The 25,218-nt window shown below is 63.4% G+C and carries 26 protein-coding genes; 24 read left to right on the forward strand and 2 right to left on the reverse strand.

Features of this window, described 5'->3' with window-relative positions; all coding sequences use genetic code 11:
- The first annotated feature begins 35 nt into the window (after nucleotides 1-35).
- The 5 genes from NKH13_RS12720 to NKH13_RS12740 all read left to right on the forward strand — a co-directional run bounded on the left by NKH13_RS12720 (nucleotide 36) and on the right by NKH13_RS12740 (nucleotide 4,509).
- Nucleotides 36-905, forward strand: a complete 870-nt coding sequence (locus NKH13_RS12720) for an ABC transporter permease (protein WP_352912656.1) — start codon at nucleotides 36-38, stop codon at nucleotides 903-905.
- Complete coding sequence (locus NKH13_RS12725; RefSeq protein WP_352912657.1) at nucleotides 905-1,693, forward strand: ABC transporter permease; 789 nt, start codon at nucleotides 905-907, stop codon at nucleotides 1,691-1,693. Before NKH13_RS12720 ends, NKH13_RS12725 begins: the two co-directional genes overlap by 1 nt.
- Nucleotides 1,693-2,760: an ABC transporter ATP-binding protein gene (locus NKH13_RS12730; protein WP_352912658.1), complete on the forward strand. Its 1,068-nt coding sequence runs from the start codon at nucleotides 1,693-1,695 to the stop codon at nucleotides 2,758-2,760. The genes NKH13_RS12725 and NKH13_RS12730 overlap by 1 nt, the downstream gene beginning before the upstream one ends.
- A gap of 79 nt (nucleotides 2,761-2,839) precedes the next feature.
- On the forward strand, nucleotides 2,840-4,090 hold the full coding sequence (locus NKH13_RS12735; protein ID WP_352912659.1) for an aconitase X: 1,251 nt from the start codon (nucleotides 2,840-2,842) through the stop codon (nucleotides 4,088-4,090).
- On the forward strand, nucleotides 4,087-4,509 hold the full coding sequence (locus NKH13_RS12740; protein ID WP_352717027.1) for an aconitase X swivel domain-containing protein: 423 nt from the start codon (nucleotides 4,087-4,089) through the stop codon (nucleotides 4,507-4,509). The genes NKH13_RS12735 and NKH13_RS12740 overlap by 4 nt, the downstream gene beginning before the upstream one ends.
- Here the strand turns inward: NKH13_RS12740 and NKH13_RS12745 are convergent.
- On the reverse strand, nucleotides 4,506-4,802 hold the full coding sequence (locus tag NKH13_RS12745; protein WP_352717026.1) for an SIP domain-containing protein: 297 nt from the start codon (nucleotides 4,800-4,802) through the stop codon (nucleotides 4,506-4,508). The two genes, NKH13_RS12740 and NKH13_RS12745, sit on opposite strands and share 4 nt — an antisense overlap.
- Before the next feature lie 224 nt (nucleotides 4,803-5,026).
- Between NKH13_RS12745 and NKH13_RS12750 the strand changes: the two genes are divergently transcribed.
- The 6 genes from NKH13_RS12750 to NKH13_RS12775 are packed head-to-tail and all read left to right on the forward strand — an operon-like array spanning nucleotide 5,027 to nucleotide 10,440.
- Entirely contained in the window at nucleotides 5,027-5,614 is a 588-nt protein-coding gene (locus NKH13_RS12750; protein WP_352912660.1) for a thioredoxin family protein, read from the forward strand.
- A 38-nt stretch (nucleotides 5,615-5,652) separates the two neighbouring features.
- Nucleotides 5,653-7,287: an FAD-binding protein gene (locus NKH13_RS12755; protein WP_352912661.1), complete on the forward strand. Its 1,635-nt coding sequence runs from the start codon at nucleotides 5,653-5,655 to the stop codon at nucleotides 7,285-7,287.
- Nucleotides 7,284-7,607, forward strand: coding sequence for a 4Fe-4S dicluster domain-containing protein (locus tag NKH13_RS12760; protein WP_352912662.1), 324 nt, complete (start codon nucleotides 7,284-7,286; stop codon nucleotides 7,605-7,607). The genes NKH13_RS12755 and NKH13_RS12760 overlap by 4 nt, the downstream gene beginning before the upstream one ends.
- A 17-nt stretch (nucleotides 7,608-7,624) precedes the next feature.
- Nucleotides 7,625-8,461: an ABC transporter ATP-binding protein gene (locus tag NKH13_RS12765; RefSeq protein WP_352912663.1), complete on the forward strand. Its 837-nt coding sequence runs from the start codon at nucleotides 7,625-7,627 to the stop codon at nucleotides 8,459-8,461.
- Nucleotides 8,462-8,474: 13 nt separating this feature from the next.
- Nucleotides 8,475-9,383: an ABC transporter permease gene (locus tag NKH13_RS12770; RefSeq protein WP_352912664.1), complete on the forward strand. Its 909-nt coding sequence runs from the start codon at nucleotides 8,475-8,477 to the stop codon at nucleotides 9,381-9,383.
- A gap of 37 nt (nucleotides 9,384-9,420) precedes the next feature.
- On the forward strand, nucleotides 9,421-10,440 hold the full coding sequence (locus tag NKH13_RS12775) for an aliphatic sulfonate ABC transporter substrate-binding protein (RefSeq protein WP_352912665.1): 1,020 nt from the start codon (nucleotides 9,421-9,423) through the stop codon (nucleotides 10,438-10,440).
- 65 nt (nucleotides 10,441-10,505) lie between these two features.
- Here NKH13_RS12775 and NKH13_RS12780 read toward each other — a convergent pair whose 3' ends face one another.
- Nucleotides 10,506-11,537: a LacI family DNA-binding transcriptional regulator gene (locus tag NKH13_RS12780; RefSeq protein WP_352912666.1), complete on the reverse strand. Its 1,032-nt coding sequence runs from the start codon at nucleotides 11,535-11,537 to the stop codon at nucleotides 10,506-10,508.
- A 373-nt stretch (nucleotides 11,538-11,910) separates the two neighbouring features.
- Here NKH13_RS12780 and NKH13_RS12785 point away from each other — a divergent pair, with 373 nt between their 5' ends.
- From NKH13_RS12785 to NKH13_RS12845, 13 genes are all read left to right on the forward strand, one after another.
- Nucleotides 11,911-13,524: an extracellular solute-binding protein gene (locus tag NKH13_RS12785; RefSeq protein WP_352717015.1), complete on the forward strand. Its 1,614-nt coding sequence runs from the start codon at nucleotides 11,911-11,913 to the stop codon at nucleotides 13,522-13,524.
- Nucleotides 13,525-13,603: 79 nt separating this feature from the next.
- On the forward strand, nucleotides 13,604-14,464 hold the full coding sequence (locus tag NKH13_RS12790) for a carbohydrate ABC transporter permease (RefSeq protein WP_292661980.1): 861 nt from the start codon (nucleotides 13,604-13,606) through the stop codon (nucleotides 14,462-14,464).
- On the forward strand, nucleotides 14,461-15,420 hold the full coding sequence (locus tag NKH13_RS12795) for a carbohydrate ABC transporter permease (RefSeq protein WP_352717013.1): 960 nt from the start codon (nucleotides 14,461-14,463) through the stop codon (nucleotides 15,418-15,420). Before NKH13_RS12790 ends, NKH13_RS12795 begins: the two co-directional genes overlap by 4 nt.
- Nucleotides 15,417-16,508: an ABC transporter ATP-binding protein gene (locus tag NKH13_RS12800; protein WP_352717012.1), complete on the forward strand. Its 1,092-nt coding sequence runs from the start codon at nucleotides 15,417-15,419 to the stop codon at nucleotides 16,506-16,508. Before NKH13_RS12795 ends, NKH13_RS12800 begins: the two co-directional genes overlap by 4 nt.
- Before the next feature lies 1 nt (nucleotide 16,509).
- Nucleotides 16,510-17,571: an ABC transporter ATP-binding protein gene (locus NKH13_RS12805; RefSeq protein ID WP_352717011.1), complete on the forward strand. Its 1,062-nt coding sequence runs from the start codon at nucleotides 16,510-16,512 to the stop codon at nucleotides 17,569-17,571.
- A gap of 35 nt (nucleotides 17,572-17,606) precedes the next feature.
- Nucleotides 17,607-18,695 carry a Gfo/Idh/MocA family protein gene (locus tag NKH13_RS12810; protein WP_352912667.1) on the forward strand — a complete coding sequence of 363 codons (1,089 nt, stop codon included), beginning with the start codon at nucleotides 17,607-17,609 and terminating at the stop codon, nucleotides 18,693-18,695.
- A gap of 26 nt (nucleotides 18,696-18,721) precedes the next feature.
- Nucleotides 18,722-19,636, forward strand: a complete 915-nt coding sequence (locus NKH13_RS12815; RefSeq protein ID WP_352717008.1) for a sugar phosphate isomerase/epimerase family protein — start codon at nucleotides 18,722-18,724, stop codon at nucleotides 19,634-19,636.
- A 37-nt stretch (nucleotides 19,637-19,673) separates the two neighbouring features.
- Complete coding sequence (locus NKH13_RS12820) at nucleotides 19,674-20,615, forward strand: sugar ABC transporter substrate-binding protein (protein WP_352717007.1); 942 nt, start codon at nucleotides 19,674-19,676, stop codon at nucleotides 20,613-20,615.
- A 61-nt stretch (nucleotides 20,616-20,676) separates the two neighbouring features.
- A complete protein-coding gene (locus tag NKH13_RS12825) occupies nucleotides 20,677-21,681 on the forward strand; it encodes an ABC transporter permease (RefSeq protein ID WP_352912668.1) in 1,005 nt (334 codons plus the stop codon).
- Entirely contained in the window at nucleotides 21,678-22,460 is a 783-nt protein-coding gene (locus NKH13_RS12830) for an ATP-binding cassette domain-containing protein (RefSeq protein ID WP_254820537.1), read from the forward strand. Before NKH13_RS12825 ends, NKH13_RS12830 begins: the two co-directional genes overlap by 4 nt.
- 34 nt (nucleotides 22,461-22,494) lie before the next feature.
- Nucleotides 22,495-23,676, forward strand: a complete 1,182-nt coding sequence (locus tag NKH13_RS12835; RefSeq protein ID WP_352912669.1) for an aldose 1-epimerase family protein — start codon at nucleotides 22,495-22,497, stop codon at nucleotides 23,674-23,676.
- 91 nt (nucleotides 23,677-23,767) lie between these two features.
- On the forward strand, nucleotides 23,768-24,856 hold the full coding sequence (locus NKH13_RS12840; RefSeq protein WP_352912670.1) for a fatty acid desaturase family protein: 1,089 nt from the start codon (nucleotides 23,768-23,770) through the stop codon (nucleotides 24,854-24,856).
- A 29-nt stretch (nucleotides 24,857-24,885) separates the two neighbouring features.
- Nucleotides 24,886-25,200 (forward strand): MocE family 2Fe-2S type ferredoxin, encoded by a 315-nt coding sequence (locus NKH13_RS12845; protein WP_352912671.1) that lies wholly within the window; start codon nucleotides 24,886-24,888, stop codon nucleotides 25,198-25,200.
- Nucleotides 25,201-25,218 lie beyond the last annotated feature (18 nt).

Genomic DNA, 25,218 nt, shown 5'->3' on the forward strand with positions numbered 1-25,218 from the left:
TCGGCTGATCCTTCCCGTCCTGGGAGGAGATTGTCATGGCAGTACAGGTTGCAGCCGCGTCGCGCAACGAGCTGAGATCGGCCCTGCCGCTGCTGGCGCCTGCCTATCTCTGGCTGACGGTTGCAATTTTCCTGCCGCTCTCTGCAATGGTGTTCTTTTCCTTCATGACCGACCTGCCGCTGTCGGGAAAGCCGTGGGCATTCACGCTCGAAAACTATGCCGCCTTCTTTTCACAAAGCCTTTACCTGACATTGCTTGTGGCCTCACTGCGCCTCGGCCTCGAGGTGACGCTGTGGTGCATCGTCATCGGTTATCCCGCCGCTTATGTGCTGGCCAAGGTGCTGAAAGGGCGAAGCCGCGAGGCGATTTTCCTGCTTGTCATCCTGCCGTTCTGGTCGAACGGGCTGGTGCGCATCTTCTCCTGGGCGATGGTGCTGCGTGAAGGGGGCATTCTCGACACCGCGCTCAACGCCGTGCTGCCATTCAAGATCAACATTGATCTCATGTATTCCTATCCGGCCGTCATCATCGGGCTGGTGCACTCCTACGTGCCTTACATGGTGCTGACCTGCTATCTGACCCTGCAGGCCATCGATGACTCGCTGATCGAGGCCGGGCGCTCGCTCGGCGCCTCGCGGCTGCAGGTGCTGAAGCGGGTCATCATTCCGCTGTCGATGCCGGGCCTAGTGGCGGGCGCAGCACTCATCTTCGTGCCGGTCGTTGGCTCGTTCATGGAACCGCGCATCCTCGGCGGCCGTACCGGCACCTTTTATGGCACTGTCATCGAGGACCAGTTCGTCGCTGTGTTCAACTGGCCGCTGGGTGCTGCGCTCTCCTTTATCCTGTTGGCCGTCGTGCTCGTCATCCTGGCGGTTGCCTCGCCGGTGCTGCGTAGGGCTACGTGATGGCGACGACACGTGTCCTCGAATGGCTCGGCCGACTGTACATCTGGCTGTTGCTCGCCTTCCTCTATGTGCCCATCATCATCATGGCGCTGATGTCTTTCAACGTTTCGCCCTTCTACCAGCTGCCGTTCGCATGGACGACGGAATGGTACGCCTCGTTGTGGCAGAACGACGAGCTTATCGCAGCCACTTGGAACAGCGTCGAAATCGCAGTCATCACCACCATCATCTGCGTCTTGCTTGGTTCGGCGGCGTCACTGGCGCTCTACCGGTATGAGTTTCGCGGCAAGAAATTCCTGCAGGTGCTGCTGTTTCCGCCAATCGCCATTCCGTGGCTGATCACCGGCACGGCGATGTTGATCTTCTTCTTCGGCGTCGGCATTGGGCGCGGCCTGTTCGCCATCCTGCTCGGCCACGTCGCGCTTGCACTGCCCTATGTCATCGTCGTCGTATCGGCCCGGCTGCAGACCTTCGCGCCCGAGTTGGAAGAGGCGGCGCGCTCGCTCGGCGCCAATCAATGGCAGGTGACGAACCGCGTCACGCTGCCCTGGATCATGCCGGGCGTCATTGCCGGTGGGCTGTTCGCCTTCGCCGTGTCCTTCGACCAGTTCGTCGTCTCCTACTTTCTGTCGACGCCCGGCCAAACGACGCTGCCAGTCGAAATCTACGCCGCGATCCGCAAGGGTTTCACGCCCGAGATCAATGCTGTCTCAACGATCATCATTGTCGTGTCGATGGCGCTGATGCTGCTGACGGCGCGTTTCTTCAAATTCGGCGGAGAGAAATAATGGCGGGCGTGCAGGTATCGAATGTATCGCGCAGTTTTGGCACGCATAAGGCGCTGGACGATGTCTCGATCGATTTCCCCGACGGCGGGTTCTACGCCCTGCTCGGTCCTTCCGGCAGCGGCAAGACCACGCTGCTGCGCCAGATCGCCGGCTTCGACTTTCCCGACTCTGGCCGCATCTCCATAGGCGGCGAAAGTGTCGAGCGGGTGCCGGTGGAGAAGCGGCGCATCGGCATGGTGTTCCAGAACTACGCGCTGTTTCCCAATATGAGCGTCTCCGACAATGTCGCCTTCGGCTTGTCGGTGCGCGGCGAGCCCAAGGCGGTGATTGCCAGCGAGGTGCAGCGCGCACTCGACCTCGTGCAGCTCAGCAGGCTCGGCGGCCGCCGGCCGCACCAGCTGTCCGGCGGCCAGCGCCAACGGGTGGCGCTCGCTCGCGCGATCGTCATCCGCCCGCGCGTGCTGTTGCTCGACGAGCCACTCGGCGCGCTGGATAAGGCGCTGCGCGTCGACATGCAGATCGAGCTCAAGCGCATCCAGCGCGAGATCGGCATCACCACCATCTTCGTCACCCACGACCAAGAAGAAGCGCTGACGATGAGCGACCGTATCGGCATTCTGCGCGACGGCAAGCTGGTGCAGGAAGGTCCGCCCGAGGAGATCTACGATCGGCCGAAGAGTGAGTTTGCCGCCACCTTCCTGGGCGACGCCAACATCCTTCGCGGCAACGCCACTGGTACGGGCATCCGGCTGCCTGACGGAACAGGGATTGCCGCAGGCGCGGGGGCTACGCTTGTCGCCGGCATGAAGGCGAGCTGCGCCGTGCGGCCCGAACGGATCCGCATCGCCACCAATGCCGGCGTTCCGGACCGAGCCCATGCCAACATGCTCACGGGGCGGGTCTCCAAGCGTATCTTCGCCGGCAACAACAGCACGTATTTTGTCGATCGCGATGGCCAGACAATCAAGGTCATCGTGCAGAACACCGGCATCGAAAAGCTGGCGGAAGGACAACAGGTGGTGCTGCGCTGGTCGTCGGAGAGTACGGTGCTGATCGACGCGAGCTAGCAGATCCAATCCTTCAGTCTTGCCAGGCGGTCCGCAATCGGGGAAAGCATGGTCGGGCAAAGCGTGAGCGGAATACTCGATGTCGCTTGAATTGAATGCGGGCGACCAGTCGATGCTGCAGGGCGAGCAGGGTCCGGCCGTGGCCGCTGCGATGAAGATCCTGGTTGCCTTTTCGAAAGCGGTCGGCGCGCACAAATTGTTGGATATTGCCGGTGCCCATATCGACGGCTGCCTCTATCACGGCCAGGCCAGCCTCGATTTCGTCGAAAGGCTGATCGAGGGCGGCGGTCGCGTTCGGGTGCCGACGACGCTCAATGTCGGCTCGTTCGATCTGATCCATCCCGGATTGGTGAAGATGCCGGCCGCCGAAGAAGTACCGGGGCGCCGTCTAATGAAGGCCCATCTGGAACTCGGCTGCCAGGCGACCTTCACCTGCGCACCCTATCAGACTCGGTTCCGGCCAGGGTTCGGCGAGCAGATCGCCTGGGGTGAGTCCAACGCCATCGTCTTTGCCAATTCGGTGATCGGAGCGCGGACCAACCGCTATGGCGATTTCATCGATTTGTGCTGCGCCATCACCGGGCGCGCGCCGGCTTGGGGGCTGCACTTGAGCGAAAACCGGCGCGGCCAGGTTCTGTTCGAGCTGGTCGGTTCTGACCCAGAACCGAGCGACAGCCTGTTCGTTGCCGTCGGGCTTATCATCGGGCAAGCAAGCAGCGATCGCATCCCCGTGATCTCGGGCCTGCCAAGACCGCGCGATGAGGATCAGCTGAAAGCGCTAGGCGCCGCCGCCGCGACGACCGGGGCCGTTGCGCTGTTCCATGCGGTTGGTATCACGCCGGAAGCGAACACGCTTGAAGAGGCGTTTCATGGCATGGGGCCAGAGGAAACAATCCGCATCACGCGTGCCGACCTCGACGATGCGCTGGCTAGGTTGTCGAGCGTAGCTGACGGTGCGCCTTTGGCGGCCGTGTCGTTAGGCACGCCGCATTTCTCCTATGACGAGTGGATGCGCCTGTTGCCGCTGCTGCGCGAAGTCGGTCCAGGCAAGGGCGTCCCAATCTATGTCAACACAGGGCGCGCGACGCTGACGCGGCTGCAGGACGAAGGCGCACTGGCCGGCATGGAAGCCTTCGGCCTCGTTCCGGTCACCGACACTTGCACCTATGTCACGTCGATCCTCGAGCGTCTCGACGGCGTGGTGATGACCAATTCGGGCAAATGGGCGCATTACGCACCTGGCATTATCGGTGTGTCGGTGGCCTTCGGTGACATGGAGGACTGCGTCCGCTCGGCTGCGGCCGGCCGCGTCGTGCGAGCCGCGCCATGAAGGCGCCGGCCAGAACCGGTACATTCCACCTTTCCGGCTCGGCACAAGGCCCGGCGCTGGTGCTTTCGCAGGCGCTCAGCTTCTGGGGCGGGATCGACGTCGAAACGGGCGACATCATCGACCATTCGCATCCGGACCTGGGCGGCAATATCGCTGGCAAGATCCTGATAATGCCGAGCGGGCGAGGGTCGTCGTCCTCGTCTTCGGTTCTGGCCGAAGCGATCCGCAGAGGCACGGCGCCGGCCGGCATTATCCTGGCGCGGCCGGACCCGATCCTTGCCGTCGGCGCCATCGTTGCCGAATTCCTCTACGAAATCAGCATGCCGCTGGTCGTCTGCGGCATGTCAGGCATTGTCTCCGGCGACCGGATTGCAATCGGTCTGGGCGAAGATGCGCAAGCGATGGTGAGCAAGCTCTAGCCGGCCATCAGTCCCGCCGCGCCCCGCCGCCAGTCGGCTGCCGCCAGTGTCTCGTTGCGGCCGAGCGCCAGTGTACCGCGCCAGTGTTCGCGCACCGTCCTGGCGGCGGCTGCTTCGGCCGCGAACCAGCCGAATGCCGAACCGGTCGGCCATGCGACCGACTGGATGGCGCGCGCCAGCCTGTCGTCGATGCCGGCCTGCATGCCATTTCTCGGCAGCCAGTGCAGCTCAATACCGGTCGCGTTGTCGATGACCTGCCGTTCGCCATCGTCGGCGATCTCGACGAAGGCCACGCCGATTGCCCTTACCCGGCCGGCGCGCTCTTTTCTCAGAGGCGCTTTCCGGCCAAACAAAGTTGCCGGACCGGCACAAACATTGGCACGATATTCTATCCCGCCAGCTTGACCGCGAACGGCGTCTTCAGCCTATAATTCTACTAAATTCATAGACTAACTGCAAACGCGTTGACGTTTGCGGCTGGACTGCGAGAGAACCAAGGCACAAAGGGAGCGCGTCGATGCCGAAAACCGAATCCAACCCGATCGACCTCGGAACCAAGGCCGCCGATTTCCTGTTGCCCGACGCGCAAGGCGTGTTGCACAAGCTTGCCGATCTCGATGCCAAGCCGGCGTTGCTGGTCGCCTTCATCTCCAACCGTTGCCCGTTCGTGGTGCTGATCCGCGGGGCGTTCGCCGACTTCGCCAGGGACTATGCCGACAAGGGCCTGCAGGTGGTGGCGATCAACGCCAACAACCATGAAGCACATCCCGAGGAGACGCTGGCCCGCATCGGCGAGCAGGCCGAAGAATTCGGCTATACCTTCCCCTATCTCAAGGACGCTTCGCAGCAGACGGCGAAAGCCTATGGCGCGGCTTGCACGCCCGATTTCTTCCTGTTCGGCGCCGATCGGCGGCTGGCCTATCACGGCCAGTTCGACGATGCCCGGCCGGGCAACGGCAGGCCGGTGACGGGGGTGGATCTGCGCGCCGCGGTCGACACGGTGCTGAAGGGCGAGGCGCCGGCCGCCGAGCAGGTGCCGTCGATCGGCTGCAATATCAAGTGGAGCGCCGGCAATGAGCCGGTGTGGTTCTCCAAGGCGGCCTGACCCGTCGCAGCTGCTAATTCCCCTTTCCGCGAGTGCTCATGCCGAAGATTGTCACAGCCGTCCGCGCCGCGCCCGAAACGCTGCACCTCAATGCCGATGTGCTGGTGCTGGGAGGTGGTCCGTCAGCCGCCTGGGCGGCCGTCGCGGCGGCTGAAAACGGCGCGAGCGTGGTGCTGGCCGACAAGGGTTATCTCGGCACCAGCGGCGCTACCGCACCGTCGAATACCGGCACCTGGTGCGTGCCGCCGGGCGACAACAGGCATGCGGTGGTCGAGCGCCGCTGGCAGCGTACCGGCGAACTCGCCGACCAGCGCTGGATGCTGCGCTGCGTCGACACCGCCTACCGCAACCTGCTGCAACTTTCCGAATGGGGCTATCCGTTTCCGAGCGAGGATGACGGGCGGCTCTACATCGCCAATCTGCGCGGGCCGGACTATATGCGCTTCATGCGCCGCCGGGTGCTTCTGGCCGGCGTCACCGTGCTCGACCATCATCCTGCGCTCGAACTTCTGTCGGACGGCGATGCGGTCGTCGGTGCTGCCGGCGTCGGCCGCCAGGTCGAGCGCGACTGGCGGGTCAATGCCAAGGCGATCGTGCTGGCGACCGGCGGCTGCGCCTTCCGCGAACGCATCCTCGGCTCGACCGGGCTGACCGGTGACGGCTATCTGATGGCGGCGGAAGCCGGCGCCAGCCTGTCGGGCATGGAGTTCACCGGCAAGTACACGCTGGCACCGCATGGCTCGTCGCTGAACAAGGGCCTGCCGTTCCGCTGGGCGTCGTTCCACCGCGAGGACGGTTCGCCGATCCTCGGCCCGACCGGCGAGCCGCTGCGCAACGGCATCGGCGACCGCGAGGAGGAAGTGGCGCGCGCGCTGATCGAGGGGCCGGTCTATGCGCGGCTCGACCAGGCCGAGCTCGCGCTGCAAGGCTGGCTGCGCCAAGGCCAGCCGAACTGCTTCATGCCCTATGACCGCGCCGGTATCGACCCCTTCAACGATTTGTTCCGCGTCACGCTGCGCGCCGAAGGCACTGTGCGTGGTACTGGCGGCATTGACATCGTGTCCGACGACTGCGCCACCGGCGTGCCTGGTCTTTACGCCGCCGGCGACGCCGCCAGCCGCGAGATCATGACCGGCGCGGTTTCGGGCGGCGGCGCCGTCAATTCGTCCTGGGCGCTGGCCAGCGGCTGGTGGGCCGGCAAAGGCGCTTCGACCCATGCCAGGCGCCGCGCCGGCAAGGCGTTCCGCAGCGAGGTCCAGCCGCTCGGCCAAGCCGGCCTGCGGCCGGCGGCTTCGCCGCGTGCCGATATCGACACCAACGAGATCATCGAGACGGTGCGCGCGGAAGTCGTGCCGTTGGACAAGAATTTCTTCCGCAGCAGTGCAGGTCTCGAAAAAAGCGGCGAGCGGCTGCAGAGCGTTTGGCGCGACGTGCGCGACCATCTGCAAGGCGAGGGGCTGGAGCGGATACGCACCCGCGAGGCGGCGTCTATCGCTGCTGCCGGGCGCTGGTCGGTGGCGGCTGCGCTGCATCGCAGCGAGAGCCGCGGCATGCATCGCCGCACGGATCGTCCGGGCAAGAACCCGGCCTTCGCGCACCGGCTGGTCATCACCGGCGTCGATGATTTCCGCGTCGCCGGGGCGCCCGAGCGGCTGGCGGAGCTGGCGTCATGATCGAGATCGTCTCGGCCACGCGCTGCGTCGAATGCGACATCTGCGTCAAGGTCTGCCCGGCCAATGTCTTCGACGCGACAGACGGCGCGCCGATAATCGCCCGCCAAGAGGACTGCCAGACCTGTTTCCTCTGCGAGATCTACTGCCCGACCGACGCGCTCTATGTGGCCGAGGTCGCCGAAGGGCCGACCGGCATCAGCGAGATGGAGGTCGAAGCGCGCCATCTGTTCGGCAGCTATGCCCGCGCGCTCGGCTGGCAGCGCGGCAAGGCCGGCGGCTCCGAGTTCGACCCGACGCACCGCATCCGCGTGGCGCAATAAAGCGATCGGAGACAGGCATGGACCGCATCGTCGTCAACGACATCAGGAAGACCTTTCAGCTCAAGCCGGGACAGTTCGTCACCGTCGACGGCGAGGCGACCGACCGCGTTACCGTGCTAGACGGCGTCGATCTCGCCATCCGCACGGGCGAGTTCATCACTCTGGTCGGGCCGAGCGGGTCGGGCAAGTCGGTGCTGCTCGACATTATCGGCGGGCTGACGCAGGTGACCAGCGGCGGCGTCCAGCTCGACGGCAGCCGGATTACCCGACCCGACCCCAAGACCGGCTACGTGTTCCAGCAATATGCGCTGTTTCCCTGGCGCACGGCGCTGGCCAACATCGAATATGCGCTGGAAGTGCGTGGCGTCGCCAAAGCCGAACGCACCGCCACGGCCCGCCATCTTCTGGCGCTGTTCGGCCTTGCCGGTTTCGAGGACCGCTTCCCCAACCAGCTTTCCGGCGGCATGCAGCAGCGCGTGGCGATCGCACGGGCGCTGGCCAGCAATCCCGAAGTGCTGCTGATGGACGAGCCGTTCGCTGCCCTCGACCAGCAGACCCGCGAAATCCTGCAAGGCGAACTGCTCAGGATCTGGGGTAAGATCAAGACGACGGTGATCTTCGTCACTCATTCGATAGACGAGGCGATTTTCCTGGCCGACCGGGTGGTGGTGATGACCGCGCGTCCGGGCACGGTGAAGGAGATCATCGACATCGACCTGCCGCGGCCGCGCGACGGCGACATCCGCGCCAGTGCTGCCTTCAACAATCACCGCGCCCGTGTCTGGGACGTGCTGCGCGACGAAGTCAACAAGGCGCAGAAGGATTGGACGCTGTCGCCGGCGTTCAGCCACTGAGGGAGTTTTTGGCATGGCCTATCTGACCGAAAAGTTCGGCCCCGCCGGCGGCGTTCATCCGTTTGCCGGAGCCGGTGAGGCGGTGGTAGCCGCCAGGGTTCCGGCAATCAAGGCCCGAAGCGCTACACCCGCCGTCAGGCGCAGGCGAGGAGCAAGCTTCGGCACCTTCATCTATGGCCTGCCGCTGCTCGGTCTGTTCTTCCTCGCCTGGGAAATCGCGCCGCGGCTCGGCTGGCTGAACCGCATCTTCTTCCCGCCGCTGAGTGAGGTGCTGGTCGCGTGGTGGAATATGCTCGCCTCGGGCGTGCTGGTCGAGCATATCGGCATCAGCCTGCAGCGCGCGGCCATAGGCTTCGCGCTTGGCGTGGTCGTGGCCATCCCGCTCGGCCTGCTGATGGGGCGCTATTCGCTGTTCGAGAAGGTCTCCGACCTTTTGGTGCAGACGCTGCGCAACACCTCGCAGTTCGCGCTGCTGCCGGTGTTCATCCTTCTGCTCGGTATCGGTGAGGAATCGAAGGTGGCGATCACCTTCTATTCCTCGGTGTTTTTCCTCCTCGTAAACACGATCAGCGGCGTTAAGTCGGTCGATCCGCTGCTGATCAAGGCGGCGCGCTCGATGGGCACGTCCGACTTCGACCTGTTCCGGAAAATCATCCTGCCGGCCAGTATTCCCTCGATCGTCGCCGGCGCGCGGCTCGGCGTGAAATCCTCGTTGTTCGCGGTGATCGGCGCCGAGATGCTGGCCGCCAAATCCGGCCTCGGCTTCCTCATCCAAAACTCGCAACTGATGATGGAAACGGCCGATATGTATGCCGGCATCCTGACCCTCACCGTCATCGGCCTTGCCGTCAACTACCTGCTCGTCTGGTTCGAGCGCTGGGCAACTGCCTGGAAGGGCCAGTCGGAGAGCTCTCTCATTTAATAAGCCAGCCATTCATCCCAATCGGAAGGAATTTCAGATGTCCAGAATACCGTTCGATGCAATTCGCAGGTTGCTCTTGCAGGGCGCCATCGCCGTGATCGTCGGGCTCGGTGGCGTCCCCGCCTTTGCGCAGGACAAGCCCGAGGTCATCCGGATCGGCAGCACAGCGCCCGGGCACCTCAAATTCATCCTCGCCCAGCAGGACGGCTGGTGGGAGAAGGAATTCGCCAAGGACGGCATCAAGGTCGAATTGGTGACCTTCAATGGCGGTTCCGAGGCGACGACAGCGCTGGCGACCGGGGCGATCGAGGTCACCTATACCGGCAACAATCCAGCGCTGCGCGTCGCGGCCTCTGGGGCCGACGTCAAGCTGATCGGCCTGTCGAGCTATGTGAAGGCTGGCGGCTCCTCCATCATCGTCAAGGCCGACTCGCCACTAAGGACGTTGCAGGATCTCAGGGGCAAGAAGGTCGCCTATCTCACCGGCACCGTACGGCATTCGAATTTCAGCAAGGCACTGAACAGCGTCGGCCTGACGACGAGCGACGTCGAAGGGCTGAACCTGCCCTTCGAGGCGTCAGGGCCGGCACTGCTGCGCGGTGACATCGATGCCATCGTCGAGACCGACTCGACGGCGGCCAAGCTGGTCGACACCGGCGAGGCCCGCGTGCTCTACGACACCGGCACCCATCCGGAATGGAACGTGCCGAACGTCATCTCCGTCAACGGCGCCTTCGCGGCGAAATACCCGGATCTGATCAAGCGGCTGCTGAAGGTCGACATCGAGATTTCGCGCTGGGCCGACGCCCACCCCGATGAGACGATCAAGACCTTCGTCGAGGCAACCAAGTCGTCGGAAAAATCCGTGCGCAAGACGTACAGCCAGGGCCTGTTCTACCAGGACCCGAAGCTAACCGACGATGCGATCACCGCGCTCAAGGGCGAGGAGAAGTTCATGGCCGGCGCCGGGCTGCTGAAGGGGTCGATCGACTATGGCAAATGGGTCGACAAGAGCTTTGTCGACGGCGCTTATACGGAAGTCGCCGCCGTCCAGTAGAGTTGCTTGACGATGTTGCGGGCTGCGCCAGTCGGCGCGGCCCTTCTCATCCCTAAAGGTTCCGTTCAGATCTCCGGAATGCTCTCTCTGAAGATCACTTGCAGCCGTGGCTGGTGCAGTTCGTAAGGCAACCCCCTGACCGCGTGGGTCAAGGTGTTGAGCGCCTCGCGGGCCTCGACGCGCGGGTTCTGGTCGATGACCGCGTCGAGCGTGCCGTCGAGCAGAAGCTCCTTGGTGCCTTCCGTTACCTCATGGCCGAGAAAGACCGTCGACAGCGCGCGCCCGCGCTCCTTGAGTGCGCGGGCGATGCCGGTGTTGCCGGCGCCGACATTGTAGATGGCGGCCAGGTCCGGGTGCCGGTCCAGCAGGGCGGAAGCCTCCGAATAGGCTTTCTCCCGATCGTCGAGCATTTCGCGCATCTCGACGATCTGCAGATTGGGCGATTCTTCCGCCAGAATGTGGCGGAAGCCCATCTCGCGCTCTTCGTGGCCGCGGTAGGAGAGCGAACCGGCGAACAGCGCGACCTTGCCCGGACGCCCGGCGCCCATGAAGCGGTTGAGAAGGTAGCCGGCGAGCCGGCCGGCGGCGCGGTTGTCGATGCCGATATAGGCGACCCTCGGCACATGCAGGATGTCGGAAGCCATGGTGACGACCTTGACGCCGCTGGCAGAAAGCGAGCGGATCGCCTCGCGCACCGTTGGATGGTCGAGCGCGATCACACCGACGCCCTGCGTCTGCCCGTGCAGTTCCTGCAGCAGACGGGCGAGCCGGTCCGGATTGAAGCCCTCGATGGTGGCGACGCGGACGTCGAGGTCCGGCCGCGCCTGCGCCTGCGCCTCGATCTGGCGGTGCAGCATCTTGATGAAGGAATTGGTGCCGGCGGGCAGGGCGAAATCGAGCCGTATGACCTCACCGCGCAGCGCGTTGAGCGAGCTCGGATTATTCGAATTTTCAGCGATATAGCCAAGCCGCTGTGCCGTTTCAAGCACGACCTCGCGAGTGCGCGCCCTGACCCCGGCGCGGTTGTTGAGCACACGGTCGACCGTGGCGGCGGAAACGCCGGCTTCCCGGGCTATGTCTGTCAGGGTGGACCGCACTGTAGATCACCTCATTCCAAAATGTGCCAGGGGCGCATCGAGATCACGCATTTCATGGGTCCGTTGTCGAAGCGGCGGCTTCATCGCCAGCCGCGATTCTGATGGGAAATGATGTAACCAGCCTTGGCCGATGCGCAAGCTGCCGCGCTACACCAAAATGCCGAAGCGGACCAACGCGGGGAGGTGGGTAGCCGGGCTCCCTCAAATTCAAGCACCGGCTTCAGTGTGAGAGCCTTGATAAACGCCATCCTTCCCCTCCCATGAGATGTTATGAGGTGTCTTGATTATTTATGATGTTGACAGCCTTCGTATAGTGCCGTCAATATCCATCATAAGGGCCATGGAGGAACAAGGCCCTGAGGGAGGAGTTCCAATGTCGAATTTGATCCGCGTGTCGCGGCGCCGTTTGCTGGCATCCGGTGGAAAGGCGGCGGTCCTTGTTGCCGCCGCAGGTATTGCACCGAAATTCATTCGCCCAAGCCGGGCCTATGCGGCCGATGCCCTGGCGCCCGGCATGATCGGTGGCCCGACGGGCTTCGACGGCTCGGAGCGCTATCAATATGGCGCCGACACGCCCGAGGGTCGCGCCATCGAGGCGGCCAAGGCGATGAAGGGCGCCGGCAAGGCGCCGGCCAAGATCGTACTTGGCCTGTCCGACGGCTCGATCGGCCAGCTGACCCAGCCGTTTCCGGCCGGCGCGCCGTCGATCAAAGATCTCTGGGAGAAGGAAACCGGCATTCCGCTTGAGATCGTCGGTGTGCCCAACGGCCAGGAATTCACCAAAACGATGCAGGACATCTCCACCAAGGGTGGGGCGTATGACATCTACGCGGTCGAATGGAACCGTCTTGGCGACCTCGCCGAAACCGGCGGCATCCTCAAGCTCGACGACTTCGTCGCGCAGTACAAGCCGGAATGGGACGATCCCGAGCGTGGTTACGTCAATGGTGCCAAGGGCGTGTCGCTGCTCAACCAGTATCGCGGCTCGACCTATGGCGTGTCGCTGGATGGCGACTTCCAGACATGGGTCTACCGTACCGATCTGTTCGGCGACGCAAACGAGAGGAAGGCCTTCTCCGACAAATACGGGTATGAACTGGCGGCGCCGAAGACCTGGAAGCAGCATGACGAGATCGCGGCCTTCTTCCAGCGCCCGGACAAGGGCCTGTTCGGCTCGACCGATCTGCGCAACCAGGGTTGGGGCTACACCAACTGGTATCAGCGTTATGTCTCAATGGCTTCGCCCAATCAGTTCCTGTTCGACGATACCGGCAAGCCGCTGATCAATTCGGAGCAAGGTATCGCGGCGACCAACGAGTACATTGCTTCGCTTTCGCATCATTCGCCGGATGCGATCTCCTGGGGCTGGCCGGAGCAGTACGGCAATTTCGCAAAGGGCGGTGCGGCCATGACCTGCGCCTTCTCCAATCTGCCGAAATTCCTCGACAATGCCGGCAACAAGGATTCAGCTGTCACCGGCAAGATCGGCTCGATGCTGCCACCGGGCCGCGAGATCGACGGCAAGCTGGTCAGCCGGTCGGTGCTGTGGCTCAATTTGTCGGCGTCGGTTTCCTCGCAAGCCAAGAACCCGGAGGCCTGCTACCTGTTCCTACAGTGGCTGGGTTCAAGCCGCATCTACGCCTGGATGACCGCCAATCCGGGCGGCTACTTCGATCCGTTCCGGCTATCGGATTTCTCGGATCCGCTGGTTCGCCAGACCTATCATGCCTACCACATGGACGTGGTGCGCGAGACGGTCGCCCGCACCGTGCCCACCATCAACTATCCCGGCGCCACCGCCTTCCACAACGCGCTAGACGAGAACCTCGTCGCCGCGCTGACCAAGGCCAAGACGGCCGAGCAGGCGATGGCCGACACCGAGGCCGAGTGGAAGAAGATTGCCCGCCGTACCGGCGAGGAGAAGCTTCTCGAAGCCATCAAGACCAACAAGGAGGCCTGGCCCACCGTCCTCGATCCAATCGCCTGATCCTTCCAGGATCCTACCAAGGAGGGGAGGAGCGGTCGCTCTTCCCCTCGGCAACGAAAGACTCCAGCGAAGCCGCAAGATGAAGCGTTCAGTTCCTTTCGAGATATTCCGCTATGCCGCAATCTTTGCGGCGATGGCGGTGACGCTGGTGCCGATCCTGTGGATGGTGTCTATGGCGTTCAAGCCGATCGCCGAATGGTCGGCGACCGGCGCCGACCTGACTTGGTGGCCGAAGAACCCGACACTCAGCAATTTCCGCTTCGTCTTCGGTGAATCGACCAACAATCTGATCGTCGCGCTCGACCGCACGGCTTTGAAGCCGATCCTGTCGTCGCTGCTGTCGGCCACATTTGGCACGGCAATCGCCATGTCGGCGGGCACCGCGGCGGCCTACGGGCTGTCGCGCTTCGGCTCGGGCCAGAACCTGCCGCTGGCGCTGATCCAGCTTCGCCTGTTTCCGCCGATGGCGGTCATGACCCCGGTGATGATCATGTGGGCCTTTCTCAACTTCACTGACAGCTGGTGGGGGCTGTCGTTGATCTACGGCATCGTCACGCTGCCTTTCGCCTTCTGGCTGATGAAGACCTTCTTCGACGACATGCCGCGCGAGATCGAGGAGGCGGCGCTGGTCGAGGGCTGTTCGCGATGGCGCGTCTTCACCCGCATCACGCTGCCGATGATGCGCGCGCCGCTGGCCAGTGCCGCGCTGTTCGTCTTCATCCTCAACTGGTCAGACTATCTGATTGCGCTGCTTCTGACGACGCGCGAATGGGTGACGGTCCCCGTCTACATGGCCTCGCTGTCCTCCTCGATGACCGGACAGCTCTATGGCGCCAAGGCAGCTCTCGGCCTGATCGCCGCGGTGCCGCCGGTGATCATGGGGATCGCCATCCAGCGCCATCTAGTGCGCGGGCTGACCTTCGGGGCGCTCAAGCAATGAGCGCGGTGACAGCCACGATTTCGGAGGGCGACATGCAAGCCTCTAAGGCGGCATCGGTGTTGCCGGACGAGGGCGCACGGCTCGGCTTCCGGTTGACCCTGCCGGCGCAGATCCTGGTGCTGTTCATCGCCGTCTTCCCGCTCCTGATGCAGCTCTATATCAGCCTCACCGACTGGTCGCCGCTGTCGGGCACCGGCTGGTGGAATGCCTGGTCGATGTGGAATAGCTTCGCCAATTACACCGACCTTGCCGCGGACGCGCGCTTCTGGAGTGCGCTGAAGCGCACGACCATCGTCATGATCGTCTGCGTGCCGGCGGAGTTCCTGCTCGGCTTGGCGCTCGCGACGCTGTTTGCCGACGAGTTTCCCGGCAAGCGGATCTTCTACTCAATCCTCTTGATGCCGATGATGGTGGTGCCGGCGGTGGCCGGCTACATGTTCTTCATGCTGTTTCAGTCGGGCGGCCCGGTCAACGACATCCTGTCGGCGATGTCAGGCGTTCCCGTCACCATTGCCTGGCTGTCGGACCCGACGCTGGCTCTCATCGCCGTCATGATCGCCGACATCTGGCAGTGGACGCCGCTGATGTTCCTGATCCTGCTTGCCGGTCTGGTCGGCGTGCCCGAGGACCAGATCAAGGCGGCGAGGCTGCTCGGCGCCAACCCGTGGCAGCGCTTCGTCACCATCGTGCTGCCGAAGATGAAAACGATCATCATCATCGCTCTGGCGATCAGGGTGATCGAGAACTTCAAGATCTTCGACACGCTTTACATCATGACCGGCGGCGGTCCCGGCGTCGCTACCGAAACCATCTCCGTCTACATCTACAAGCTCACTACCCAGGACCTGATCTGGGGCTATGTGGCGGCAATCGCGCTGGCCATATTGATCGTGCTGTCCATCGCCGCGGTGTTTGCCATGAAACGTATGGCCCGGGTACGCGAGGTGGCGGCATGAGCACCATCCACCTGCAGAACCTGGTCAAGAAATTCGGCGACTTCACCGCGCTGAAGACGATGGATCTGGCCATCGCCGACGGCGAGTTCATGGCGCTGCTCGGACCGTCGGGCTGCGGCAAGTCGACGACGATGAACATGATCGCCGGCATGGAAGAGCCGACCAGCGGCAAGATCCTGTTTGGCGAGCGCGACATGGCCGGCGTGCCGATGGGGCGGCGCGGCGTCGGCTTCGTCTTCCAGAACTATGCGATCTTCACTCATATGAGCGTGCGGCAGAACCTCGCCTACGGGCCGAAAATGCGCGGCGCACCAAAGGCCGAGATCGACCGCCGTGTCGGCGCCATTGCCGAGATGCTGCAACTGACGCCGCTGCTCGACCGCAGGGCGGACAGGCTGTCGGTCAACATATTGCAGCGGGTCGCGATCGGCCGTTCGGCGATCATGGAGCCGGCGATCTTCCTGCTCGACGAGCCGCTTTCCAATGTCGACGCCGCCTTCCGGGCAGTGATGCGGACCGAACTGAAGCAGTTGCAGCGGCAGTTCCGGCAGACCATGGTCTACGTCACCCACGACCAGCTCGAAGCCATGACGATGGCCGACCGCATCGCGGTGATGGATCACGGCGTGCTGCAGCAGGTCGGCACGCCACTCGAGGTCTACAACAATCCGGCCAATGTCTTCGTCGCCCGCTTCATCGGCGCGCCGGGCATGAACCTGCTCAGGGGCAGGCCGGCGGAAAGCGACCGTGGCCTGGTCGTCGATCTCGGCCCACTCGGGGCGACGCCGCCGCTGCCGGTCGAGATCGCCGATGCCGCACGCCGGATGCGCGGCGAAGTGTTTTATGGCTTTCGACCGGAGCAGGTGACGCTGGCTGAAGGCGGCCGTGGCCTGTCCATGCCGGTGAGTTTCGTCGAGCGGATCGGCGCGCGCACCATCATCCACCTTGGCGACGGCGAGACTGCGGTGAAGGCGGTGTTCGACAATGATGTCGGGCTGGCGATCGGGCAGACAGCTGTCGTCGCGCCTGCGGCGGAGGCGGTGCGCGTCTTCGACGCCGCTTCCGGCCTTGCGTTGAGAGCAGGTTGAGATGGCTGATATCGTTTTCCGCAATGTGACGAAACACTATGGTGGCACGCTGGCCGTCGACGACGCCTCGTTCACGGTCGACGACAACGAATTCTTCTGTTTCTTTGGCCCGCCGCTGTCGGGCAAGTCGACGATACTCCGTCTGGTGCTCGGGCTGGAAACCCCGGACACAGGCGAGATCCTGATCGGCGGCAGGCCGGTCAACGCAGTGTCGCCGGCGGAGCGCAATGTCGCCATGGTGTTCCAGAACCTGGCGCTGTTTCCGCATATGAGCGCGCGCGACAATATCCGCTTTCCGCTGGTCGAGCGGAAGGTGACAGAAGCCGAGATCGAAAAACGCGTCGCCGAGGTCGCGGCTAAGCTGCATATCGGACATATCCTGCACAAACCGCCGGCGCAGCTTTCCGGCGGCGAGCGGCAGCGTGTGGCAATCGCCCGTGCGCTGGTGCGTGATCCTGTCGCGTATCTAATGGATGATCCGATCTCGGCGCTCGACGCCCGGCTGCGCGAGGAGACGCGCGTCGAGCTCAAGCGCATCCAGCGCGAGCTCGGCAAGACGCTGATCTATGTCACGCACGACCAGGAAGAGGCGATGTCGGTCGCCGACCGCATGGCCATACTGGAGAGCGGCAAGATCAGGCAGATCGGCGCGCCTGCCGAGATCTATGACCGGCCGGCCAGCACCTATGTGGCGCGGCTGCTCGGCTCGCCGATGATGAATATATTGAAGTCGGTGCACGGCGCTGAAGGCGTGGAGGCGGCGGAAGGCACGATCCGCATCGCGGATAAGGCGGCGCCGGCCGATGCCGTCGAAATTGGACTCAGGCCGGAAGACATCAAGGTCAAGGCTTGGTCGGAGGGGGGCGCGGGCCGCCCGGCGCGAGTGTTCGAGGTCGAGCCGCTCGGCGGCTACACCGTAGTGACGCTCGCCGCCGGGCAGGCGCGTCTGCGGGCGCTGTTACGCGGCCAGCCGGACATCAGGCCGGACGCGATGGTGGCGATATCCTGCGAGCCGGGCAGGGTGCATTATTTCGGGCAAAGCGGGGGAGCGCTGGCAAGATGACGGTGGCTGCAAGAAACGAGCTTCGGGAGGAACATATGGCAAGCAACGGCTTCGAGCCGGACGTTGAAGTCCGCACCAGGGAATACAGGATCGGCTGCGTCGGCGCCGGCATGATCATGGCCGAATGTCACCTTGCCGCCTACAAGGAAGCCGGTTTCCCCGTGGTGGCGATTGCCTCGCGGACCAAGGCCAGCGCCGAGAAGGTCGCCAAACGCTGGGACATCCCGACCGTCCACGATACGCCGGAACAGCTTATCGAGGACAAAAACGTCGAGATCATCGACCTTGCCTTTCCGCCGGACCAGCAGCCGGCGCTGATCCGTCATGCGCTCAAGCAGGAGCATATCAAGGCTATCCTGGCGCAGAAGCCATTGGCGCTGTCCCTCGACGAGGCAATCAAGCTGCGCGACGAGGCGGCCAAGGCAGGCAAGATCCTCTCGGTCAACCAGAACATGCGCTACGACCAGTCGATGCGCGTCTTGAAGCAGATCATCGACAGCGGCGCGCTCGGCGACATTGTCTTCGCCCAGATCGACATGCATGCGATCCCGCACTGGCAGAGCTTCCTCGAGGACTATGACCGCCTGACGCTCGCCAATATGAGCGTCCACCATCTCGACGTACTGCGCTTCCTGTTCGGCGATCCCCTGGAGATCACCACCCTGACCCGCAAGGACCCGCGCACCCGCTTCGACCATTCGGACGGCATCACCGTGTCGACGATCAAGTTCCCGTCCGGCGTGCTTGCCGTATCGCTGGAGGATGTCTGGTCCGGTCCGCGCCAGGAGGGCTACAAGGACGACCAGCACATCAACTGGCGCGTCGACGGCACCAAGGGCGTCGCCAAGGGCACCATCGGCTGGCCGACAGGCGCTGCGTCGACGCTGACCTATGCCTCGACCGAGACCACCGGTGGTGAATGGGTGACGCCCAGCTGGGACACGATGTGGTTCCCGCATGCCTTCATCGGCGTCATGGAGCAGCTCCAGCACGCGGTTAAGATGGGCGAGCCGCCGGCGCTCTCGATCGCCGACAACGTCAAGACCATGGCGCTGGTCGAAGCGGGCTACCGCTCGATCGACATGGGCCGGACGGTCAAGCTTTCCGAAATATCAACTGACTGAGTCACTTACAGGGAGGACTTCACACCATGATGCAGGCAGGTATCTTCACGGGTTATTTCCCGTATGGCCTCAAGGAAACCGCGCAGAAGATCCGTGCGCTCGATTTCAACACCGTGCAGCTCGACCTGCATTTCAAGGACATAGATCTGTCGGCCGGGCAGATCACCAGGGACAAGGCCAAGACCGTCCGCGATACGTTCCGCGACGAGAATCTGCCGATCTGCTGCGTGTCGGGCTACACCAACATCATCCATCCGGATATGGGCGAGCGCGAGAGGCGCGTCGGCTATTTGAAGGAGATCATCCGCAACGCACGCCATTTCGGCGCCCCTTACGTGATCTCGGAAACCGGTACCTACAACACCGAGTCCGACTGGGTGCATCATCCGAAGAACAAGACCGAGGAAGGTTTTGAGGAATGCCGCAAGGTCATCGCCGACCTTGCCCAGACCGCCTATGACCATGGCGCGGTCTTCCTCCTCGAAACCTATGTCAACAATGTCGTCGGCTCGGTCGAAGAGACGGTGAGGATGTTCGCGCAGGTCGACCACCCAGGCCTCGGCCTGTTGATGGACCCGACCAACTATTTCGAAACCCACAACATCGACAGGATGGACCAGATCCTGAACCAGGTGTTCGACACGCTGACCGACAAGATCAAGATAGCCCACGCCAAGGACGTCAAGCGCTCCGGCGGCGACAAGTCGGAAAAGCACGCAGACATCGGCGACGAGGACGCGCTGGAGAGCCACACTTTCCGCGGCGTCGGCGAGATCGAGCTGCCGGCGCCCGGCCTCGGTTCGCTGAATTATGACCTCTATCTCAAGCGGCTGGCCGAAAAGCACCCGAACATCCCGGTCATCATCGAGCATCTTTCGGAAGACGACGTGCCGCGCGCGAAGAAATTCCTCGACGGAAAATTCCGCGCCAACGGACTGTGATGGCGCGGCTCGGTTACGAAACAAGGGAGGAAGAGAAATGTTGAAACTCGCGTTGAAAATCGCGGCTGCGGCGACGGTTCTTGCCGGTGTGGCGCTGGGTACGCCGGCGCTGGCGCAGGACGCTCAGAAGACGTTTTACCTGTTGTCGCATGGCGGCCCGTCGGACGCCTTCTGGATCGACTGGAATGCCGGCGCGACCAAGGCCTGCGACCAGCTCAAGGTGACCTGCAAGATCTCGTTCAGCGGCGGCGACATGGCGGCGCAGAAGGAGGCCTTCAATTCGGCCCTTGCCGCTAAGCCGGACGGCATCGCCACCACCTCGGCGCAGCCCGGCCTGTGGACCGAGGAGGTCAAGGCAGCGAAGGCGGCCGGCATCCCGATCGTGTTCTTCAATACCGACGATCCGGCAACCGGCCGGCAAGCCTATGTCGGCGCCGATCTCAAGGAAGCCGGTGTCATCTGGGCGAAATATCTGGTCGACCACAAGATGGTGAAGCAGGGCGACAAGGTGTTCCTGCCGGTCGAAGTGCCGGGCGCCAGCTACCAGCAGCTCGAGACCGAAGGCATTGCCAGCGTCTTCGATCCGCTCGGCATCAAATATGACGTGGTCGATTGCGGCACCGATCCGGCCGGCATCATCGCCAAGATGACCGACTACATGGTCGCCAACAACCCGCCGGCAATCATCGCGCTCGGCGATTCCGTAGCGGCCAGCGTCAAGCGGGTGTTCGACGGCGCCGGCGTGCCGGCCGGCAAGATTCCGGTCGTCGGCTGGGGCAATTCGAAGGAAACGGCCGAGTCCGTCAAGGCCGGTTTCGTCAACGCGGCTGCCTGGCAGTTCCCGTCGGCGCAGGGCTTCATGCCGGTGGCGCTGCTCGGGTTGGCCGCCGCTGGCGAACCGATCGGCTACGACATCCACACGTTCAGCCTCTACGACGCCTCGAGCGTCGAACCGATCCTGAAACTCTACAACAAGTGATTGAAATTGACGCCCGCCGCGCAGGCGGCGTGCGTCACCCTGAGATATGGTCCAAGCTGTCATGACAATTGCCGCAGAAGAGGAAATGCCGCGTGCCAAACGCAGGTCGAGCCTGATGCGCTCGCCGCAGTTCTCGTCGCTCGTCATCCTGATCGTCCTGCTGGCGGTGTTTGCGATCGCCGACGCGAACTTCCTGTCGCCGCTCAACATCTCCAACATGATGGCGTTTCTGCCCGAGCTCGGCATCATCGCGCTCGGCATGACGCTGCTTCTGACGGCGGGCGAGTTCGACCTTTCAGTTGGCGCCGTGTTCGGGCTGGCGCCGGTCGTGGTCATGCTGCTGGTCCAGAACGGCGGGGTTGATATTGGCGTGGCGTTGCTGGCCGGCTTGCTGCTCTGCATAGCGATCGGTGCGATCAACGGGCTGATCGTCACCAAGATCGGCATCTCGTCTTTCCTGGTGACGCTGTCGATGCTGCTGGTGGTGCGTGGGGCAGCGCTTTACATCACCCAAGGGTTTCCGCTGAAATCCTGGGACCAGCCGGGCTTCTTCGTGACGCTGCTGGCCGGCAGCTTTAGTATCGGAACGTTCCGTTTCTATACCTCGCTGTGGTGGTTCATCGGCCTGTCGCTGCTGGCGATCTATGTGCTGCGCTACGCCAAGCTCGGCAACTGGATCAGCGCTATCGGCTCGAACCGTAACGCTGCTGTGGCGCGTGGCGTGCCGGCCGATGCGGTCAAGATCTGGCTGTTCATCCTGACCTCGGCGCTGGCCGGTCTCGCCGGCATGATCAGCGCCTTCCGCATCTCTGCCGCCTCGCCGGTGGCCGGCACCGGCTACGAGCTCGAAGTGATCGCCATGGTGGTGGTCGGCGGCACCGCGCTGACCGGTGGGCGAGGCACCATTTTAGGCACCATCGTCGGCGCGCTGATGCTGCGCAGCATCCGCAACGGCATCGTGCTGATCGGCGTGCCTGGGCTCGCTTACAACATCTTCGTCGGCGTCATCATACTTGCCATGCTCATCCTGCACGCTTTGCTGCAGAAGAACGCCGCCAGGAGCTGATCATGGAAGTGCTTCGGCTGCAGAACCTGCAAAAATCCTTCGGCAGCGTCCGCGCCCTGAAGAGCGCCTCCTTCACGCTCAACGAGGGCGAAGTGGTGGCCTTGCTCGGCGACAACGGCGCCGGCAAATCGACATTGATCAAAGCGATCTCCGGGGTCTTTCCCGTCGATCGCGGCGACATCTATGTGCGCGGTCAGAAGGTCTCCATCCGCTCGACGCGAGATGCGATGGATCTCGGCATCGAGACCATCCACCAGGACACCTCGCTGGCACCGGACCTCAGCATCGCGCGCAATCTTTTCCTCGGCCGCGAGCCGGTCAACCTCAAATGGCTGGGTGTGTTCGCGCCGCTCGATCTCGCCCAATTGCGCGATGCTGCCTCGGCACTTTTGAAGCGCGTCGGCATCTCGAAGAAGCTCGACGCCGATGCGCTGGTCAGCACGCTGTCGGGCGGCGAGCGCCAGTCGATCGCCATTTCCCGCGCCATGCAGTTCGCCGCCAAGGTCATCATCCTCGACGAGCCGACCAACAATCTCGGCGTCGAGGAAACGCACGGCGTGCTGCGCTTCGTCAAGGAAGTGCGCGACGCCGGTCACTCGGTGCTTTTGATCACCCACAACATCCATCACGTCTTCCAGGTCGCTGACCGCATTATCGTCATGCGCCGCGGCGAGATCGTCGCCGAGCAGACGGTCGCCGACACCGATCTGCTGACCGTGGAAAGCATCATCACCGGCGCCGACATGTCGGCCCTGCTCAAGGAGACGAGAGCCAAGTGAAGGACGGGAGCAAAGTGAAAGAACTGGCCGTCACATGGTAGAGCTTTACGGCAAGACGCTGTCGCGCCGGCAGGTCTCGGAACGCTCGGGCATGCTGTCGCAATTCGCCGGCGTGAGGCTGATGACGCTTGGTGACGGCATCGAGCGCGGCATCCGCATGCTCGAATTCCGCACCGGCTCGGGCCTGCGCTTCACCGCGCTGGTCGACCGGGCGCTCGATATCGCCGATTGCGACTTCAGGGGCCAGGCGATCGGCTGGCATTCGCCGAGCGGCTTTCGCCATCCCGGCCTGCACGAGTATGAAGGCGAGGAGGGGCTGGCCTGGGCGCGGTCGTTTTCCGGCCTTCTGCTGACCTGCGGCCTCGACCATATATTGTTCATGAACGAGGTACCGGCCGACACCTACAACTACCCGCCCAAGAAGACGGTGCGCCACTCGCTGCATGGCCGTATCAGCACCATCCCGGCGCGGCTGACCGGCTATGGCGAGACCTGGGACGGCGACCGCTGCGTGTTGTGGGCCGAAGGCATCGTCCAGCAATCGACCGTCTTCGGCGAGGATCTGTACCTGCTGCGGCGGATCGAGGCCGATGTCGGCGGCAACGAGATCCGGCTTTCGGACCGTGTCGTCAATCACGGTTTCAACCGGACGCCGCATATGTATTTCTACCACATCAATGTCAGCCATCCGGTGCTCGACGAGGGTTCGCGCTACCTGGCGCCGATCCGCGACGTCGTCTGGGCCGGGCATGCCGGCGAGCACTATGAAGCGCAGAAGGTCGGCTACCGCACGGTGCCGGCGCCGCAACTGGGATTCAAGGAACAGGTCTGGCAGCACGAACTCGGCGCTGGCAGCACCGGGGAGGTCCCGGTGGCGGTGGTCAACGACAGGCTCGGCCTCGGCTTCGAGGTGGTCACGCGCAAGGACCAATTGCCCTGCGCCTACCAATGGCAGAATTTCCAGGCTGGGCAGTACGCGCTTGGGATTGAGCCGTCGACGCATCATGTGCTGGGAAATCTTGCCGCGCGCGAACGCGGCGAGATGATCTGGCTGGAGCACGGCGAGAGTCGCCCCTACGATGCAGTGTTCCGGGTCCTCGACGGCGCCGGCGAGATCGCCGCAGCCGAAAGCCGGATCGCGGCGATTGCCAGACAACCGCGAGAGGACTACCCGCGGCCGTCGGGCCATTTTCCTGTTCTTGGAGGCAGGTCGTGATAAGGGCGAGGACGATACGGGACACCAGTTGGGAGGCTGGCTCCGGCCGGAGCGGGGAGGGCTCGCGGCCGATCAGGAATTGGAGGTCACAATGGCTGGCACGGTAAAGCGCGATTACAGCCTGGTCGGCGAAAGCACGCGGATCGCGATCGAGACGGGACTGGCCTCGGCGGAGTGGTACCACACGGATGTCCCCCGCAAGGCGATCAAGGAGTTGATGCAGCGCTCAGACGCGCCGGCGATCCGTGACACGATCATCTGGATCGTCGCCATCCTCGGCTCCGCCGCCGGCGCCATCTATTTCTGGGGCACCTGGTGGTGCTTGCCGTTCTTCTTCGTCTACGGCGTGCTCTACGGCTCGTCCAGCGACTCGCGCTGGCACGAATGCGGCCATGGCACTGCCTTCCGCACGCGCTGGATGAGCGATGTCGTCTACCAGATCGCCAGCTTCATGCTGATGCGCAACCCGGTGACCTGGCGCTGGAGCCATGCCCGCCACCACACCGACACGATCATCGTCGGCCGCGACGCAGAGATCGCCGTGATGCGACCGCCGGACCTGTTGCGCGCCGCGCTGGCTTTCACCGGCATCCTCGATTTCCGCTATTCGCTTCCGGCACTGGTACGCCAGGCGTTCGGCAAGCTGACGCCCGACGAGAAAAGCTACGTTCCCGAGATGGAACAGCGCCAGGCCGTCATCGCGGCGCGCTGGCATATCGTCATCTACATCGCGACGATCGCGCTCGCCGTTTTCATGCGGTCGTGGATACCGGTGGTGCTCATCGGCGTGCCGCGCCTCTACGGCACCTGGCACATGGTGCTGACTGGCCTGCTGCAGCATATCGGCCTGGCCGACAATGTCGTCGACCACCGGCTCAACACCCGTACCGTGTACATGAACCCGATCAGCCGGTTCATCTACTGGAACATGAACTACCACGTCGAACACCACATGTTCCCGATGGTGCCGTATCACGCGCTGCCCAGGCTGCATGAATTGATCAAGCACGATTTGCCTGAGCCGAACCCGTCGATATGGCATGCCTATCGCGAGGTCTGGCCGGTCCTGCTCAGGCAGCTCAAATACGAGGATTATTTCCTCAAGCGCGAACTGCCACCGACGGCACGGCCCTATCGTGGCGAGTTCCACGAAGTGAACATGTCGGCAGCGGCTGAGTAGGCACCGCAGGAATTTCGGGAGAGATAGAAATGGCCGATTGGGTCGAAGCGTGCGCCGTGGACGATGTCGAAGAGGAAGATGTCATCCGCTTCGACCATGACGGCCGCACCTTCGCAATCTACCGTTCGCCGGACGATGAATTCTTCGCCACCGACGGTTTTTGCACGCATGAGAAGGCGCATCTGGCCGACGGGCTGGTCATGGACGACATCATCGAATGCCCCAAGCACAATGGCCGCTTCAATTACAAGACCGGCCAGGCCAAGGGCGCTCCCGTCTGCGTCAATCTCGCGACCTATCCAGTCAAGGTCGAAGCTGGCAAGGTGATGATCCAGATTGGCTGACGGGCCTTCTGTCACGTA

It is taken from the genome of Mesorhizobium sp. M1348, assembly GCF_040317925.1.
Lineage (GTDB): Bacteria > Pseudomonadota > Alphaproteobacteria > Rhizobiales > Rhizobiaceae > Mesorhizobium.